The 15,662-nt window shown below is 34.7% G+C and carries 13 protein-coding genes; 8 read left to right on the top strand and 5 right to left on the bottom strand.

The annotated features are described in order from the left end of the window. Positions 1-73: 73 nt before the first annotated feature. Together OZP09_RS16685 and topA are read right to left on the bottom strand one after the other, a co-directional pair. Positions 74-1,225 (bottom strand): formimidoylglutamase, encoded by a 1,152-nt coding sequence (locus OZP09_RS16685; RefSeq protein WP_281309685.1) that lies wholly within the window; start codon positions 1,223-1,225, stop codon positions 74-76. Positions 1,226-1,228: 3 nt separating this feature from the next. Further along, positions 1,229-3,745 (bottom strand): type I DNA topoisomerase, encoded by a 2,517-nt coding sequence (topA, locus tag OZP09_RS16680; protein ID WP_269234822.1) that lies wholly within the window; start codon positions 3,743-3,745, stop codon positions 1,229-1,231. A gap of 486 nt (positions 3,746-4,231) precedes the next feature. Between topA and miaB the strand changes: the two genes are divergently transcribed. The 8 genes from miaB to groL all read left to right on the top strand — a co-directional run bounded on the left by miaB (position 4,232) and on the right by groL (position 12,062). After that, entirely contained in the window at positions 4,232-5,677 is a 1,446-nt protein-coding gene (gene miaB / locus OZP09_RS16675; RefSeq protein ID WP_269234821.1) for a tRNA (N6-isopentenyl adenosine(37)-C2)-methylthiotransferase MiaB, read from the top strand. A gap of 45 nt (positions 5,678-5,722) precedes the next feature. After that, complete coding sequence (locus OZP09_RS16670; RefSeq protein WP_269234820.1) at positions 5,723-6,112, top strand: GxxExxY protein; 390 nt, start codon at positions 5,723-5,725, stop codon at positions 6,110-6,112. A 176-nt stretch (positions 6,113-6,288) separates the two neighbouring features. Further along, positions 6,289-7,548, top strand: coding sequence for a sigma-54 interaction domain-containing protein (locus OZP09_RS16665; protein WP_269234819.1), 1,260 nt, complete (start codon positions 6,289-6,291; stop codon positions 7,546-7,548). 90 nt (positions 7,549-7,638) lie between these two features. Next, the gene (locus tag OZP09_RS16660; RefSeq protein WP_269234818.1) at positions 7,639-8,142 is read left to right on the top strand and encodes an LptE family protein; all 504 of its coding nucleotides are present in this window, start codon (positions 7,639-7,641) and stop codon (positions 8,140-8,142) included. Between the two features lie 55 nt (positions 8,143-8,197). Beyond that, positions 8,198-9,586, top strand: coding sequence for a tetratricopeptide repeat protein (locus OZP09_RS16655; protein WP_281309684.1), 1,389 nt, complete (start codon positions 8,198-8,200; stop codon positions 9,584-9,586). A gap of 3 nt (positions 9,587-9,589) precedes the next feature. After that, positions 9,590-9,931: a preprotein translocase subunit SecG gene (secG, locus tag OZP09_RS16650; protein ID WP_269234816.1), complete on the top strand. Its 342-nt coding sequence runs from the start codon at positions 9,590-9,592 to the stop codon at positions 9,929-9,931. A 141-nt stretch (positions 9,932-10,072) separates the two neighbouring features. Then, complete coding sequence (locus OZP09_RS16645) at positions 10,073-10,348, top strand: co-chaperone GroES (protein ID WP_223678869.1); 276 nt, start codon at positions 10,073-10,075, stop codon at positions 10,346-10,348. Positions 10,349-10,430: 82 nt separating this feature from the next. Then, on the top strand, positions 10,431-12,062 hold the full coding sequence (gene groL, locus OZP09_RS16640) for a chaperonin GroEL (protein ID WP_269234815.1): 1,632 nt from the start codon (positions 10,431-10,433) through the stop codon (positions 12,060-12,062). Positions 12,063-12,163: 101 nt separating this feature from the next. Here groL and OZP09_RS16635 read toward each other — a convergent pair whose 3' ends face one another. The 3 genes from OZP09_RS16635 to OZP09_RS16625 all read right to left on the bottom strand — a co-directional run bounded on the left by OZP09_RS16635 (position 12,164) and on the right by OZP09_RS16625 (position 15,658). After that, positions 12,164-13,003 (bottom strand): SDR family NAD(P)-dependent oxidoreductase, encoded by an 840-nt coding sequence (locus OZP09_RS16635; RefSeq protein WP_281309683.1) that lies wholly within the window; start codon positions 13,001-13,003, stop codon positions 12,164-12,166. 91 nt (positions 13,004-13,094) lie between these two features. Then, positions 13,095-14,003, bottom strand: coding sequence for a helix-turn-helix domain-containing protein (locus OZP09_RS16630; RefSeq protein ID WP_269234814.1), 909 nt, complete (start codon positions 14,001-14,003; stop codon positions 13,095-13,097). Between the two features lie 125 nt (positions 14,004-14,128). After that, positions 14,129-15,658 (bottom strand): SulP family inorganic anion transporter, encoded by a 1,530-nt coding sequence (locus OZP09_RS16625; protein WP_269234813.1) that lies wholly within the window; start codon positions 15,656-15,658, stop codon positions 14,129-14,131. Positions 15,659-15,662: the final 4 nt, after the last annotated feature.

Here is a 15,662-nt window from a genome sequence, read left to right as displayed (position 1 = left end):
TATTGCTGTATTTCAAAATAAAATAAATCTTTATAAAAATTAAAAATTAACATTTTCAACTAAAATATATCATTTACAAAGCATTTTTTCGTTGCGCTTTCCACCATCTTTCAGGCAATTCCTGATTACAAGCACATAAATATTCATCGTAAGAACAAGGCAATAACGTATTTCTTTTCAATTTATTATTTCCATTTGACAGAAATGGAATCTCAATCCACCAACGATCAGTTTTGTCGCTTTTGTAAAAAATTAATTCTTCATCTTCAAGCGGCACTATATACTTTAAATAATTTGTCCTGCTTCCGAAAGGATATTCCTTTGAACGATAATGATAACCTTCAACAAAATACCAAATTATTTGCGCAATTAAAGCTGACTCAGGTATACTACTATTGTGATTAAAGATTCCAAATGATGAAACTTTATCACTAATTCCTGCATAACGTGCTAAAGAGCAAATCTCTTTTCCATTAAAACCGTTCGGCTCAAAAGATATTGTATTTCCTGAATCCGAAGATTTTACAGAATTTAAATCAATACTAACTAAATCAGCATCCCTGAAAACAGGTTCTGCCAAAGCTATATTGTTTGAAATTTCGCCTAAGCGATAAGCGTCGAAAAACAGTTTTTCAATCAAATCAATTTCTTCCTGAGAATTATAATAAGTTTGATAACCAATATTACAATAGTTAAATAGATTATTAGGCTCATCAATTATGATTTTTGTCAAATACGAATTAGACGAAACTATTTCATTTTCTTTACCAAAATCAAATCTGTTATCTACAGAAACCATATTCACCATTTGCTCCAGATCATCATAAGCACGATACAAAGCATAGGTCAAATCTTGTGAACCTCCTATAACTATAGGAATTACTTTATTTTTAATTAATGATGAGATTACTTTTTTAAGCGCAAAATAAGTATCCTCAACTGACTCTCCAGCCAAAATATCCCCTAAATCAGCAATTGAAGCATCCCAATTACCGGGAAACATACCATAAAGTTTTTTACGAACAGCGGTCAGGTTTACTTCATTAACAATATCTATATTTCTACGATCTTCTAAAACACCGATAATAGCAATGTTTATTTTATCTATATCAGGAAACTGATCCTGAGTATGGAAAACAATTTTACTTCCCAATTCTTGAGAAGACAGAGAACTAATAAATTTTATAACTCCTTCGCTAACTGGTTCCAGAAAATCAAATTCCATTTCTTATTTCTTTTTAGCAGCTGTTTTTTTTGCTGGTGCTTTTTTAGCAGTTGTTGCCTTTTTTGCAGTTGTTTTCTTTGCCGGCGTTTTTGCAGCAATCATCTCCTGAACCTGAGCCAGTGTTAATTTTGTGGCATCAACATCTTTACTCAACTCAATTTTGATTTTGCCTTTTAAAATAACCGAGCGTCCCCAACGTGCTTTTTCAACTACAATTCCTTCTTCTTCCCAATTATGAAGAACCTTATCAATATTTTTTTGCAATTTATCTTCGATTAGCTCTTCAACATCAGCCTGAGATAAATTATCAAAATTGTATTTTTTGCTCACATTCACAAAAAGACCATTCCACTTTATAAACGGGCCAAAACGCCCCACACCCTTTTGAACTGCTTCACCTTTGTAAACTGCAATTGGTGCATCAGCAAGAGCTTTTTCGTCAATTAGTTCCTTTGCTCTTTCCTTTGTAACAGCAAGCGGATCCTCTCCTCTTGGGAGAGAAATAAAAACACTACCATGACGCACATAAGGTCCATAACGCCCGTTACTTACTTCGACTTCTTCTCCTTTATATTCGCCTAAATTTTTAGGCAGTAAAAATAAATTCAAAGCTTCTTCTAATGTAATATTTCCAATATTCTGATCCGCCATTAAACTGGCAAACTTCTTATCTTCATCATCAGCTTCCCCAATCTGCGCCATAGGGCCAAATTTCCCTAAACGAACAGATACCTGCCTTCCATCTGCATCTTTACCCAGAATCCTTTCACCACTTTCTCTTTCCGCATTTGCCTCAACATCCTTCACATTTGGGTGAAATTTATCATAGAACTCCTGCATCATACTTGCCCAGTCAATATTTCCTTCAGCAATTTCATCAAAATCCTGCTCTACTTTGGCTGTAAAATTATAATCAAGAATGTTTCCGAAATTCTTAACTAAGAAGTCCGTAACAATAGTTCCTATATCTGTTGGAACTAATTTTCCTTTATCTGAACCAGTATTTTCTTTCAGCAACTTCTCACCTACTTTACTATTTTGCAAAGTAAGCTGTGTATAATTACGCTCAACGCCTTCAAGAGTGCCTTTTTCAACATAATTTCTATTGATAATTGTTGAAATAGTTGGCGCGTATGTCGATGGACGTCCAATTCCAAGTTCCTCTAATTTTTTAACTAATGAAGCCTCAGTGTAACGTGCGGGCGGTCTTGAATATCGTTCTGTAGCCGTAATATAGTTATTTGCTAATTTCTCGTTTACTTTTAAAGCCGGAAGCATTCCCTCTTGTTCTTCTTCATCGTCATCATGACCTTCTAAATAAACTTTAAGGAAACCTTCAAAAAGCAATACTTCTCCTGAAGCTGTAAAAATTTCACTGTGATTATCAGCTTCGATTTTCACATTGGTCCTTTCAAGCTGCGCATCACTCATCTGCGAAGCCAAAGTTCTTTTCCAGATCAGATCGTATAAACGAGCCTGGTCACGATCAATATTCACGGAATGAAGAGACATATCAGTAGGACGAATTGCTTCGTGCGCTTCCTGAGCCCCTTTATTTTTGTTGGCGAAAGTTCTCGGTTTAGAAAATTCCTTCCCATACGATTTTATGATTTCAGCTTCAGCAGCATCCATCGCTTCTTTAGAAAGATTTACCGAATCCGTTCTCATATAAGTAATAAGTCCTGCTTCGTATAAACGCTGTGCTAACTGCATAGTTATTCCAACTGGCAAGTATAATTTTCTTGCAGCCTCCTGTTGCAAAGTAGAAGTTGTAAAAGGTGCTGTTGGAGATTTTTTGGTAGGTTTAGTTTCTAAATCTGCTACCTTATATTTAGAACCGATATTTTGATTTAAAAAATCTTCAGCTTCTTTTTTTGTATTAAAGTTTTTTGGAAGTTTTGCCTTAAAAGCTTTTCCGCCTTCATTTACAAATTCTGCAACAATTGAATACGTTGCAACAGCATTAAAATTCTGGATTTCGCGTTCTCTTTCTACAATCAAACGTACAGAAACCGATTGTACACGACCAGCAGAAAGTCCGCCTTTGATTTTTCTCCATAAAACCGGAGACAATTCATACCCTACCAAACGGTCTAAGACTCTTCTCGCTTGTTGTGCATTAACTAAATTATAATCAATTTCTCTTGGATTGTCAATTGCTTTAAGAATCGCAGATTTTGTAATCTCATGAAAAACAATTCTTTTGGTCTTTTTTGTATCCAGCTTTAATTCTTCCGCTAAGTGCCATGAAATAGCCTCTCCCTCGCGGTCCTCATCGCTTGCTAACCAAACCGTTTCGGCATTCTTAGAAAGTGATTTTAGTTTCGTTACCAAGGCTTTTTTATCAGGGGAAACCTCATATTTAGGTTTAAAACCATTCTCAACATCTACCCCTATTTCCTTTGATGGTAAGTCGGCTATGTGACCATAACTTGACTCCACCTGAAAATCGCTCCCGAGAAATTTCTCGATCGTTTTTGCCTTTGCAGGTGACTCCACTATTACTAAATTCTTTGCCATTTCTCTTTTTTTCTGCAACAAAAGTAGATGTTTTTTTTAAATATCAACCCTGATAATTCATTTTTGAAGTATTTTGATATTATGTTTCTAAAAATTGCAGATTTATCTGTAAACCGATAGATTATATATATAGGTATAGTTTTTAAAAGTTTATAACCGAAAAATGCATTCAGTTAACCGGATAGTATAGCCCGGATTACTTCACTATACTTTTATTTCAATTTGAGTTCAGTGAATTTCATTTGAAGTGAAAAGCCCTGAGTAAAAAATTAATTTTATTGCCAGAAAAACAGCGAGCAGCGGAAGCTCCTTTCGTGGTACAGAAAATAACTTTTTTTATGAGGATTAAAAAAGAAAACTGGAATAAGCTCCTTCAAAAGTTATAAATGTAGATTATTCATAATTCTGAAAACATTGTTAATTCTTTATCTGACATCTTGTCATATTAACCGTATTTACGCTATCTTTGCACTTTGAAATTTTACAATGGAAAAGATTATTGAAGAAAGCAAACAGGGCGAAAGTCTTGTTCTGGAAAACAAACCTGAAAATACTAAAAAGCTCTTTATAGAAAGTTACGGCTGTGCGATGAATTTTTCGGACAGTGAAGTGGTAGCTTCCATTTTATCTGACGGCGGTTATAATACAACCTCGGTTTTAGAAGAAGCCGATTTGGTTTTGGTAAACACTTGCTCAATTCGAGACAAGGCAGAACAAACGATTCGTAAACGTCTTGAAAAATACAACGCTGTAAAGCGCACAAACCCGAAAATGAAAGTTGGTGTTTTGGGCTGTATGGCAGAACGTCTGAAAAGTCAGTTTTTGGAAGAAGAAAAAATAGTAGATCTTGTTGTAGGTCCTGATGCTTATAAAGATCTTCCAAATTTATTGGCTGAAGTTGAAGAAGGACGCGATGCAATTAATGTAATTTTATCAAAAGAAGAAACGTACGGAGATATTTCGCCTGTTCGTTTGATGAGTAACGGAATCACAGCATTGGTTTCAATCACTCGTGGTTGCGATAATATGTGTACGTTTTGCGTAGTACCTTTTACTCGCGGACGTGAGCGTAGCCGTGAACCGCAAAGTATCATGGCCGAAATTCAGGATTTATGGAACAAAGGTTTTAAAGAAATCACACTTCTTGGACAAAACGTTGACAGTTACCTTTGGTACGGCGGCGGTTTGAAAAAGGATTTTGTAAACGCTTCTGAGATGCAAAAAGCAACAGCTGTAGATTTTGATCAATTGCTGGAAATGGTTGCTGTTGGTTTTCCTAAAATGCGTATTCGTTTTTCAACTTCAAATCCGCAGGATATGCATGAGAGCATCTTGCACGTTATGGCGAAATATCCAAATATCTGCAAACACATTCACTTGCCAGTTCAATCTGGAAGCAATAGAATTTTAAAAGAAATGAATCGTCTGCATTCCCGTGAAGAATATATGGCTTTGATTGATAAAATCAGAGCAATTGTTCCAGATGCTTCGATTTCGCAAGATATGATTGCCGGGTTCCCAACAGAAACCGAAGAAGACCACCAGGATACTTTGAGTTTAATGGAATATGTAAAATATAACTTCGGTTATATGTATTCGTATTCTGAACGTCCTGGAACTCTGGCCGGAAGAAAAATGAAAGATGATGTTGAGGAAGAAACCAAAGCCAGAAGATTGCAGGAAATTGTGGATTTACAGCAAAAACACGCGTGGTTTAGGAGCGAGGAATTTGTGGGTAAAACAGTTGAAGTTTTAGTTGAAAAAGTTTCTAAAAAATCGGCAGCTGAGTTTTCTGGAAGAAACTCTCAGAGTATTACGGTTGTGTTCCCGAAAGAGGATTATAAAATTGGAGATTTCGTAAATGTAAAAATCACAAGCTGTACTAGTGGAACTTTAAAAGGTGAAGCTGTTGGATTGAGTTCTATGAATTGATTTTTTTAACCGCAAATTTCGCAAATTTCCACAAATTAATTTTGCATGACTGATACAACTGAATATTATTATAAAAAAGAGGAAAACTACCAAATAATAGGCATCTGTATGGAAGTGCATAGATTACTAGGTCCAGGCTTACTTGAAATTGTATATAAAGACGCATTAGAAGTTGAATTCCAAAATCATAGAATTCCTTATCAACGAGAGAAGGAATTTGCAATTGAATATAAAGGAGTTATTTTGCCTCACAGATTTTATGCCGATTTCCTAGTTTATGATGACATCATATTAGAAGTGAAATCTGTAAAAGAAGTATGTAATGATCATCTTGCACAGGTTTTAAATTATATGAAACTAGCTGATACTCCTGTTGGAATAATTGCAAACTTTCAAAATAAATCATTAACACATAAACGATTAATAAATTCATAAAAAAAATTTGCGCTAATTTGTGTAATTTGTGGTTAATTTAATTTTTAAATACTATTTGTCCAGATTAAAAACCTGTGTTACTCATTTTAATTCGTGGCAAACAAAACATACAAGCCAAGTTTGAGGTAAAAGCAAAACTTGAAACCTGAAACAATCAAAAACTTGAAACAAAACATATGGAAACAGTTCAGGCAATAAAACAACGATTTGAGATTATTGGTAACGATCCGAAATTAAATCGTGCTATCGAAAAAGCCATTCAGGTTGCTCCAACTGATATTTCGGTTATGGTGACTGGGGAAAGTGGTGTTGGTAAAGAAAACATTCCAAGAATAATCCATTCGCTTTCGCACAGAAAGCATGGTAAATATATTGCCGTAAACTGCGGTGCAATCCCTGAAGGAACAATTGACAGTGAACTTTTTGGACACGAAAAAGGTGCTTTTACAGGTGCAACAAGCACTCGTGAAGGTTATTTTGAAGTGGCTGATGGCGGAACAATTTTTCTCGATGAAGTTGGAGAACTTCCATTAACCACTCAGGTAAGACTGTTACGTGTTTTAGAAAATGGTGAATTTATAAAAGTAGGTTCGTCTCAGGTTCAAAAAACCAATGTTCGTATCGTTGCGGCAACAAATGTCAACCTTTTTAATGCAATTGAAAAAGGAAAATTCCGTGAGGATTTGTATTATCGTCTCAGTACAGTCGACATTACGTTACCGCCTTTACGCGAAAGAAATGAAGACATCCATTTATTATTCAGAAAGTTTGTAGCCGATTTTGCCCATAAATACAAAATGCCGCCTTTGCGACTGGATGATAGCGCTATACAGCTTTTACAAAAATTCAGATGGAGCGGAAATATTCGTCAGCTTCGAAATGTAGCAGAACAGATTTCTGTTTTAGAAACCAATCGTGATATTAATCTTGCAACTTTACAATCTTATCTTCCTGCTGAAGGAAGCAACCTGCCTTCTGTAATAAATGACAGCAAAAAAGAAAGTGACTTCAGTACTGAAAGAGACATATTATATAAGGTGCTTTTTGATATGAAAAGCGACCTGAATGATTTGAAAAAGCTCACTTTGGAACTCATGAAAAACGGCTCTTCAAAAGTTCAGGATATTAATCCAAATTTGATTCAAAAAATATATGGCAATCAGCAGAACGATAGCGAAATTGATTTTGAAGAAGAACCAAGAACTGCTGTAATGGCACCGGCAACACATGAAGATAGTTATCACATACAAAATCACAATAATTATTTAGACGCTGAAACGATTGAAGAAGAAGAAATTTTACGTTTGGAGCAAAAAGAAATCGAAATGATTAAAAAGTCATTAGAGAAAAATAAAGGAAAACGCAAAGCCGCTGCAGATGAATTAGGCATTTCTGAAAGAACTTTGTATCGAAAAATTAAACAATTCGATTTATAATAACCTCAGAGACGTAAAATATTTTTAAACGAAAATGAATATCTTTGAGCCGGACGTCAGCGAACTGGTAAAACAACTCTTAAACAAAAAATGAAAAACTTAAAATATATTTTAATCCTGTTAATCGCTACAACTTTTAGCAGCTGCTCGATATATAATTTCACAGGTACCGGACAGATCGATGGAAAAACATTTCAGGTAAATTTTTTTCAGAATAATGCTGATTTGATTGAACCTGGAATCGACAGACAGTTTACATTGGCTTTACAGGATTTGATCATGAATCAAACCAATTTAAATCTGGTTAATGTGAATGGGGATTTGCTTTATGAGGGAGAAATCATAGATTACAGGATTACCCCAATGACAGCAACAGCAGACCAGCAGGCTTCTCAAAACCGCTTAACAATTCGTGTAAATGTTCGTTTTTCAAATAAAAAGAAAGAAACAGATGATTTTGAAAAAACATTTGAGTTTTATCATGATTATCCTGCCCAGTCGCAGCTTGTAGGAGCCGTTTTAAATGAAGCTCTAAAAGATATATTTGAAAGAATTACGCAAGACATTTTTAATGAGTCATTGGCAAAATGGTAAAAAAATCTTTAATCGTTTAAATCAACTCACCAATTAAAAATTAAAATAATCAATAATGAACGTAACAAATTATACTTACCTAATCAACAAACCTGATGCTATAACAGAAAAGCAGACAGAAGCATTAGGAAGTGTTTTAATTGAATTTCCCTATTTTCAAAGCGCCCGCGCATTGCGATTAAAAGGACTTTATAATCAAAACAGCTTTAAGTATAATTATGCTTTAAAAGTTACAGCTGCGCATACAGCAGACCGTTCGGTTCTGTTTGACTTCATTACTTCTGAGACTTTCACTTCCATACAGGGAGAATATTACGATCGTAAACTTAGAGATCTTTTAAACATAACTGTTTTTGACAGTGAAATTGTATTAGCAGAAGAAAAAAAGAAACTGGCAGAACTTCGCATCGATCCTGTTGAAAAGTCTATATTAGATTCTATTAAGGAAGCTACAGCTATAACAACATTTGAATCACCTGTAAAAGTTGAAGAAAAAACAATTGAACCGGTTTCTGAACAATCAATTTTAGATTCTTTTGAAGAAGTCACAAACGTAGATTCGGAACCTGAAGAAATAGAACAAAAATCAATTGAACCCGTTTCTGAGCAAGCCATTTTAGATTCTTTTAAAGAAATAACAGACACTACTTTTGAAGAGGCTGTAAAAATTGAAGACAATCCAATTGATTCCATGATTGAGCAGTCAACATTAGAGTCTTTTAAAGAAGTATCTCCAACTATTGAAGAAACACCAGTTATTGAACCTATAACAGTTAAAAAGGAAGGAATAAGAACTTTTTTTGAGGAAATTGTAGAGGAGGAAATTTCAGAAGAACTTCCTGAAGTAAGAGTTGAACCCATTGAAGAGTCAATATATAATTCATTACAAGAAGCTACAACAGTTATTTTTGAAGAAGTTCCTGCTGAAGAACCAAAAGAAACTGAAGTATCTGAAACAGTAAAAACGGCCGAGGAAAATCTGGAAATAGGAAAACCATTGGATTTTTCAGTTAATGAAAAACATTCTTTCCAGGAATGGCTGCAATTAGCAAGACCAGAACCAATTGACAGGACAAATGAAGGTCCGATAGAAGCTGCAAAGACAGAAACAAACGTTGAAAACATAGTCGAAAACGAAATGATTGACGAAGAAAAAAAGAAAAAAGCAGAAATAATCGATAAGTTCATCGAAACAAATCCGAAAATTTCACCTATAAAACAAACAGCAATAAATCCTGCGGTACAACTTGACTCAAATAAAGAAGATAATTCTTATTTAATGACAGAAACCTTAGCGAGAGTATATTTGGAGCAAAAAAAATACACAAAAGCAATACAAGCATATGAAATATTAATTTTGAAATATCCGGAAAAAATTACTTTCTTTGCAGACCGCATATCAGACATAAAGATTTTACAACAAAATAACAATAACAATAATTAAGTAATGAGCACATTTTCAATTTTTTTAGTTTTAATCACAATAGTTTGTTTTCTATTGATTATAGTAATTATGGTCCAAAATCCTAAAGGTGGAGGATTATCATCTACAATTAGCGGAACTCAAATGTTAGGTGGAGTACAAAAAACAACAGACTTTTTAGACAAAAGCACCTGGACATTAGCGACTATTTTGATTGCTTTAATTTTGCTTTCAAGTTTAAGTTTTACAGGATCACTTAGTGATACTGATTCTAAAATTATTGAAAAAACAGAAGCGCCTGCTGCAACTACACCAGCTGCTCCGGCTCAGGGAACTCCAGCTCCTGCAACTCCTGCAGCTAAATAATAATTTACAAAATAAAGATAAAATGCCAGCCTGTCAAAGCTGGCATTTTTTTTAGGAAAAAATGTCAGTTTTATGAGCATGGCACAATTTCTGAAAGCTTATTGAACATTAAAAAACGTATAACTATAATAATATAAAATCATGGCCTTAAACATTAAACCGCTTTCAGATCGCGTACTTATCGAGCCAGTAGCTGCAGAAACTAAAACTGCATCAGGAATCTTTATTCCGGATACTGCGAAAGAAAAACCACAAAAAGGAACTGTAGTTGCAGTTGGAAACGGATCTAAAGATCACACTATGACCGTTAAAGTTGGTGACACTGTTCTTTATGGTAAATATGCCGGAACAGAATTAAAACTGGAAGGAACTGATTATTTGATGATGCGTGAGGATGATATTTTAGCAATCATCTAAAAAAATAAGATTAAGTACTCGGTATTAAAAATTAAGACTAAAGTAACTTTAAACAAATTAAAACTTTAAACAAAAAATTAAAATGGCAAAAGATATAAAATTTGATATTGAAGCACGTGACGGTTTAAAACGCGGTGTTGATGCATTAGCAAACGCTGTAAAAGTGACTCTGGGACCAAAAGGTCGTAACGTAATTATCGGAAAATCATTTGGTGGCCCAAATGTTACTAAAGACGGTGTTTCTGTTGCTAAAGAAATTGAATTAAAAGACCCACTAGAAAACATGGGGGCACAAATGGTGAAAGAAGTGGCTTCTAAAACTAATGATTTAGCTGGTGACGGAACGACAACTGCTACTGTTTTAGCTCAGGCTATCGTAAAAGAAGGTTTGAAAAACGTTGCTGCTGGTGCAAACCCAATGGATTTGAAACGTGGTATAGATAAAGCTGTCGAATCTATCGTAGCTGACTTAGCAAAACAAGCTAAAGTGGTTGGAAGTGATTCTGATAAAATCAAACAAATTGCTGCTATCTCTGCAAACAATGATGAAGTTATTGGTGAATTAATCGCTACAGCTTTCGCTAAAGTTGGAAAAGAAGGTGTTATTACTGTTGAAGAAGCTAAAGGAACTGATACTTTTGTTGATGTTGTTGAAGGAATGCAGTTTGACAGAGGATATCTTTCTCCTTACTTTGTTACAAACCCGGAAAAAATGGAAGTTGAATTAGACTCTCCATACATCTTATTATACGACAAAAAAGTATCTTCTTTAAAAGAATTACTACCTGTTTTAGAACCAGTTGCTCAATCAGGAAAACCATTATTGATTATTGCTGAAGATGTTGATGGCGAAGCGCTTTCTACTTTAGTAGTAAACAAATTAAGAGGAGCTCTTAAAATTGCTGCTGTTAAAGCTCCAGGCTTTGGAGACAGAAGAAAAGCAATGTTAGAAGATATCGCAATCTTAACTGGCGGAACTGTAATTTCTGAAGAAAGAGGTTATACTTTAGAAAACACAACTATCGAAATGTTAGGAACTGCAAAAAAGGTTTCTATCGATAAAGACAATACTACAATTGTAAGCGGTGCAGGTGAAGCTGATATTATCAAAAATCGCGTGAACCAAATTAAAGGTCAGATGGAAACGACTACATCTGATTACGATAAAGAAAAATTACAGGAGCGTTTGGCTAAATTAGCCGGAGGTGTTGCAGTTCTTTATGTTGGTGCAGCTTCTGAAGTTGAAATGAAAGAGAAAAAAGACAGAGTTGATGATGCATTACACGCAACTCGTGCAGCTGTTGAAGAAGGAATCGTTGCCGGAGGTGGTGTTGCATTATTAAGAGCTAAAGCTGCTTTGGCTGAATTAAAAGCTGACAACGCTGATGAAGCAACAGGAATCCAAATCGTTTCCCGCGCAGTTGAATCTCCATTAAGAACTATCGTTGAAAACGCAGGTCTTGAAGGCTCTGTTGTTGTAGCTAAAGTTTCTGAAGGTTCTGGTGATTTTGGATACAACGCAAAAACTGACGAATATGTAGATATGTTAGCTGCCGGAATTATCGATCCTAAGAAAGTAACTCGTGTTGCATTAGAAAATGCTGCATCTGTTTCTGGAATGATCTTAACTACAGAGTGCGCATTAATTGATATTAAAGAAGAAAATGCCGGAGGCGGAATGCCAATGGGAGGCGGAATGCCGGGAATGATGTAATTATTCTTACCTTCTTTATGAGTTAAAACGCCAGATAGAAATTTCTATCTGGCGTCTTTTTTTACTTCAAACTTATATTATAATTTCACCATCATGATAATTTAAAATCCTGTTGAAACTGAAACTGTTTTCCATTGGCTTAATTCACCCTGAACACTTACTATTTTTTGGTTTGCCATATTAAAAGCATCTTCACCTAAAAATAAATGCAATGGTGGATTTTCATCTTGACTAACTTTAATTAAAGCTTCCGCTAATTTTACAGGATCTCCCGGCTGATTTCCGTTGATTCCTTCTTTGTGTACGTTTTCAGATTGTCTAACTTCTTTATATTCCTCAATTGGGTTTTCTGGCAGTAATAAAGAACTGTCTTTTAAGAAATCGGTTCTAAAATAACCTGGATAAACGATTGTAGCATGAACCCCAAACGGTTTTATTTCTGCTGCTAAAGATTCTGTTAAACCAGCAACTGCAAACTTTGTAGAACAGTAAATTCCCCACCCCGGAAATTCTCCGTAATATCCTCCAATTGAAGAAATATTAAAAATATGTCCTGATTGATTGGCACGAAGAATTGGTGCTGTGTGTCTGATTACGTTTAATAACCCGAAAACATTTACTTCGTAATTTTTTCTGGCCTCAGCATCGGTTAATTCTTCTAAAGCTCCTAACAATCCGTAACCAGCATTATTTACCAATACATCAATTGTTTTAAAATGATTTACGGTTTTGTCTATAGCATTTTTCACGCTTTTTTCATCTACTAAATCCATTTCAAGAGGAAGGAAATTTTCAGATGTATTCCCTAATTCTTTTATTAATGAAGATTCACTTCTTGAAGTTGCGGCTACTTTAAAACCTTCTGCTAAAAGCTTTTTAACTAATTCTAATCCAAGTCCTTTTGAAGCACCTGTGACAAACCAAACTTCATTATTTCCCATGATTTTAAATTTTACGTTTATAATTACAGGACAAAGGTATTAGCGAAGTGCTTCTCAAAAATTAAAGCAATCAAGTAAGAAGTTGCAAAAATCAAACAATTTCAGCTAAACGATAATTTTTAGGCGAAACCTGAACATTTTTTTTGAAGAAATTGATAAAATGAGACAATTCTTCGAATCCTAAACACCAGGCAATTTCATTAATATTCCAATTGGTTTGTTTTAAAAGAATCATCGCTTCCTGAACAATTCTTTCGGAAATAATCTGCGAAGTCGTTTTTCCTGTAGTTTCTTTTAAAGCTTTATTGAGATGATTAACATGTACATTTAACTGACTCGCATATTCTGAAGGTGCGCGGAAATTAATCTGCTGTGTGATCGATTCTATCGGAAACTGGCGTTCTAACAATTCTAAAAACAAGGAAGAAATACGAATTGTCGCATTTGATTTACTATACAATGAAGTAGTTACCGTTTGTGTTTTAAGCGCAAGGTGAATAATTTCGAAAACCAGATTTCGAAGCATATCATATTTAAAAGCGTAATCAGAATTGATTTCATCAAACATTCTTAAGTAAACCAATTTTAGAGATTCGGCTAATTCCATTGAAATGGGAACAATCGGATTTCCACCTGGCTGGAATAATGGATATTCTTTTAAATTTCCGTATTGGCTAAAAAAAGCATCGGTAAAAATGCAGAAGAATCCAGTTTGATTTTCATCAATCTGTTCCCAATTATAGGGAATCTGCGGATTGGCAAAAAACAAAGCCTGATCTTCAATTTCAACTACTTTATCAGCATAGTGAACTTTGTTCTTTCCAATAATCAAACTTATTTTATAAAAGTCTTTTCTAGTATATGGAAATGGTTTGCAGATACTTCCAACAAAGTCATCTAATTTAAAAACATTAAAATGTCCGATTTCTTTTTTAAGATTCTCGGGCATTCCGTTTACTTTGATTGTGTAAAAATCTTCTAAGGTTTCTGTCAACTTCATTTTGCAAAGTTACAAAAATCAATCTTTATACAATTAGATCATTTGAAAATGTGACAATTATAAAATGTGGCAACTTATCGGGTTGTTGAATTATTTAATTGGCAAATTACCCCATTCTATAATTATCAAGAAACCACTTTATAAGTGGGATCTTCAACTATATTTACATTAATAACCGCATCCGCATTTTTCAGCAATTGACGACAATCTTCGCTTAAATGCTTTAATTCGACAACTTTATTTAGCTGATTGTATTTTTTAGTCAGATTATTTAAAGCTTCAATTGCTGACATATCTGAAACTCGGCTTTCTTTAAAATCTATAATAATATGATCCGGATCGTTCAAAATATCGAATTTCTCCAGAAAAGCTGCTGTTGAACCAAAAAATAAAGGTCCATAAATTTCGTAATTTTTGATTCCGTTTTCATCTATAAAATGTTTGGCACGAATTCTTTTAGCGCTTTCCCATGCAAAAACCAAAGCCGAAATAATCACACCAATCAATACAGCCAAAGCCAGATTATGCAATACAATAGTTATTAATGCTACTAAAATTCCAACGAAAATATCGTGTTTTGGCATTTTATTGATAATCTTGAAACTTGCCCATTCAAAAGTAGTAATTGCCACCATCATCATTACGCCAACTAAGGCCGCCATTGGTAATTTCCCGATTACAGGCGCACCAAAAAGTATGATTATTAAAATCGTTAAAGCACCAATAATTCCTGAAAGTCTTGCTCTTGAACCTGCGCCAAGATTTACCAAAGTCTGTGCAATCATTGGACAGCCTCCCATTCCGTAGAAAAAACCATTAAGAATATTTGAACTTCCCTGAGCAATACATTCGCGATTACTGTTTCCTCTTGTTCCGGTAATTTCATCCACCAAATTCAGTGTCAGCAAACCTTCAGTTAAACCTACTGCCGCCACAATTACTGAATATGGAAATATAACTTTTAAAGTCTCAAAAGAAAATGGAATATTCGGAATATGAAATGGAGGAAATCCGCCCTCAACCGAAGCAATATCTGCTACAGTCTTAGTTTCAATATTAAAAACAATTACCAATGCGAAAACTACCATGATAGCAACCAAAGATGCCGGAACTGTTTTAGTAATCTTCGGAAAAATAAGAACAATTGCGATTGTCAAAGCAACTAAACCAAGCATTATATACAAAGGAGTTCCCTGAAGCCATGAGACCTGACCATTAACCATTGTTTTAAACTGCTCCAATTGCGACATGAAAATTACAACTGCCAATCCGTTTACAAAACCAAACATAACAGGCTGCGGAACCAGCCTGATAAATTTTCCGAGTTTAAAAAGCCCAATACAAATCTGTACTACCCCTCCAAGAGCAACGGCAGCAAAAACATATTCTATTCCGTGCGATTTCATAAGAGCAATCAAAACGATTACGGTTGCTCCGGCCCCACCCGAAATCATTCCGGGTCTTCCGCCAAAAATTGCCGTAACCAAACCAGCTATAAAAGCTGCATACAAACCTACCAAAGGTGGAAATCCTGCCAAAATAGCAAATGACAACGATTCTGGAATCATCGTCATAGCAACCGTTAAACCAGCTAAAATTTCATTTTTATAATTAACCTTTTGGGTAAAATCGAAGAATTGGAAAGCTTTTTTCATAAGG

The sequence above is a fragment of the Flavobacterium flavigenum genome (assembly GCF_027111255.2).
Taxonomy (GTDB): domain Bacteria; phylum Bacteroidota; class Bacteroidia; order Flavobacteriales; family Flavobacteriaceae; genus Flavobacterium; species Flavobacterium flavigenum.
This window is presented reverse-complemented; position numbering and strand designations above follow the sequence as displayed.